Genomic DNA, 2,317 nt, shown 5'->3' on the forward strand with positions numbered 1-2,317 from the left:
GTCCCCGCCCCGTTGCTTCCCCTCCCGGCCCCGCTCCCGCGCGTCCCGGTGCCCGGGACGGGTTCCGCGGATTCCTGCGTCCCGGTCGGCGAGCCGGTCGGGTCCACATGCCGGACGTGTGAAGGGTGCCCGATGCGCCGTTCGCCCTCCGGTGGGGCGCCCCGCGGGTGATCCACGCCGTCCATGCGGCCTTCATGGACGCGTAACACGCCGGGGCCCATTGTCATGACCGTGAAACATCCCGCGGCATCGACCGAAATCCCCCTCCGGGAGTGTGTGGCGCATCCCGACCCGCCCAGAATCCGCCCGCACGGGTCGTTACCACTGAGGAGACGTTCACCTTGGAAGCAGCAGATATCGCATTTGTGGTGATCTGTGCCGCCATGGTCATGTTGATGACCCCTGGCCTCGCCTTCTTCTACGGCGGCATGATCCGTGTCAAGAGCGCTCTCAACATGCTGATGATGTGCTTCATCGCGACGGGCATCTCCAGCGTGCTGTGGGTCCTCTACGGCTGGAGCATCGCGTTCGGCACCGATGTCAACGGTGAGGGGGGCGGCATCTTCGGGAACCTCGACTTCATCGGCTTCCGGGGCATGCTCGACCTGGACAACTCCCCCGAACTGCTCACCATCGCCCTCTTCCAACTGATGTTCGCGGTGCTGACGCCCGCCCTCATCAGCGGCGCCCTGGCCGAGCGGGTCAAGTTCAGCGCCTGGGCCCTGTTCATCGCCGTGTGGGTGTCGATCGTCTACTTCCCGGTCGCGCACTGGGTCTGGGGCGAGGGCGGCTGGATCGGCGGACTGGAGATCGACGGTCGGGAGGTCATCGACTTCGCCGGTGGCACCGCGGTCCACATCAACGCCGGTATCGCGGCCCTGGCGGCGGTCCTGGTCATCGGCAAGCGGATCGGCTTCAAGAAGGACTCGGGCATGCGCCCGCACAACCTGCCGATGGTGCTGCTGGGCGCGGCCCTTCTGTGGTTCGGCTGGTTCGGCTTCAACGCGGGCTCGGAGCTGGCGGCCAACGGCACCGCCGCCCTGATGGCCCTCAACACCATGGTCGCCACCGGCACCGCCGTCCTCGGCTGGCTGGTCTACGAGCGCCTGCGCTACGGCGCCTACACCACCCTGGGGGCCGCCTCCGGCGCCATCGGCGGTCTGGTCGCGATCACCCCGGCCGGCGCGGACGTGACCCCCATGGGCGCGATGGCCATCGGCCTGGTCTCCGGGGCGGTCTGCGCCTGGGCGGTCGGCCTGAAGTACAAGCTGGGTTACGACGACTCCCTCGACGTCGTCGGCGTCCACCTCGTCGGCGGCATCATCGGCACCCTCATGGTCGGCTTCCTGGCCATCGAGGTCGGCGGCTTCGCCCAGTTCGCCCTCCAGGCCATCGCGGCGGCCGCGGTGCTCGTCTACTCCTTCGTCGTCACCCTGCTGATCGCCCTGGCGATCAAGCACACGATCGGTTTCCGGGCCGACGAGGACGCCGAGCTGGTCGGCCTGGACCAGGTCTACCACGCGGAGAGCGGGTACGACTTCAGCCAGTCCGGTGGCGGTTCCGCCACCGGTTCCGCCGGGGGGCACGCCCCGGCCGCCACGCAGACCGGCGAGAAGACCGGTGAAGAGAAGGTGGACGCATGAAGCTCATCACCGCGGTGATCAAGCCGCACCGCATGGACGAGGTCAAGGACGCCCTCCAGGCCTTCGGGGTGCACGGCATGACGGTCACCGAGGCCAGCGGCTACGGCCGTCAGCGCGGTCACACCGAGGTGTACCGGGGCGCGGAGTACACCATCGACCTGGTGCCCAAGACCCGCCTGGAGATCCTGGTCGAGGACGACGACGCCGAGCAGCTGATCGATGTCATCGTCAAGGCCGCCCGCACCGGCAAGATCGGTGACGGGAAGGTGTGGAGCGTCCCCGTGGAGTCCGCGGTGCGGGTGCGCACCGGGGACCGGGGAGCGGACGCCCTCTGACCCGAGTCATCCGACCCGGGGGTTCCGGTGCCACCGGAACCCCCGGGTCGACCTCCTTCCGGGGGAGGCCACGGAGCCCCGGGAGGAGGATCCCGCCGGGTGCGGACGACCCGGACGGAGACCGACCGACCACAACGGGGAGCCGTGATCGCATGACCGCCGACACCAGTCGCGACGCCGGCAGCCGGGCCGGATCCGACGATTCCTACCCCGCCGCCCGCCTCCGCGTCCTGGGCGGGGACGGTCCCACCGGGGCCCCGCGCCGGGCCGAACTCGCCCGGGTCACCGACCGGTGGCTGGCGGACCTGCTCAACGCGCCCACCCCGGAGGGCGCCCCCT

General features: G+C 70.0%; 3 protein-coding genes. All 3 read left to right on the forward strand.

Annotated features, from left to right (window positions below; translation table 11 throughout):
• Positions 1 to 341: 341 nt before the first annotated feature.
• Positions 342 to 1,643, forward strand: a complete 1,302-nt coding sequence (locus FOE67_RS23060) for an ammonium transporter (protein ID WP_182666767.1) — start codon at positions 342 to 344, stop codon at positions 1,641 to 1,643.
• On the forward strand, positions 1,640 to 1,978 hold the full coding sequence (locus FOE67_RS23065) for a P-II family nitrogen regulator (protein ID WP_182666768.1): 339 nt from the start codon (positions 1,640 to 1,642) through the stop codon (positions 1,976 to 1,978). Before FOE67_RS23060 ends, FOE67_RS23065 begins: the two co-directional genes overlap by 4 nt.
• A 152-nt stretch (positions 1,979 to 2,130) precedes the next feature.
• Positions 2,131 to 2,317: hypothetical protein (locus FOE67_RS23070; RefSeq protein ID WP_182666769.1), on the forward strand; the 187-nt coding region annotated here is incomplete at its 3' end.

Source organism: Streptomyces calidiresistens (genome assembly GCF_014141525.1).
Taxonomy (GTDB): Bacteria; Actinomycetota; Actinomycetes; order Streptomycetales; family Streptomycetaceae; genus Streptomyces; species Streptomyces calidiresistens.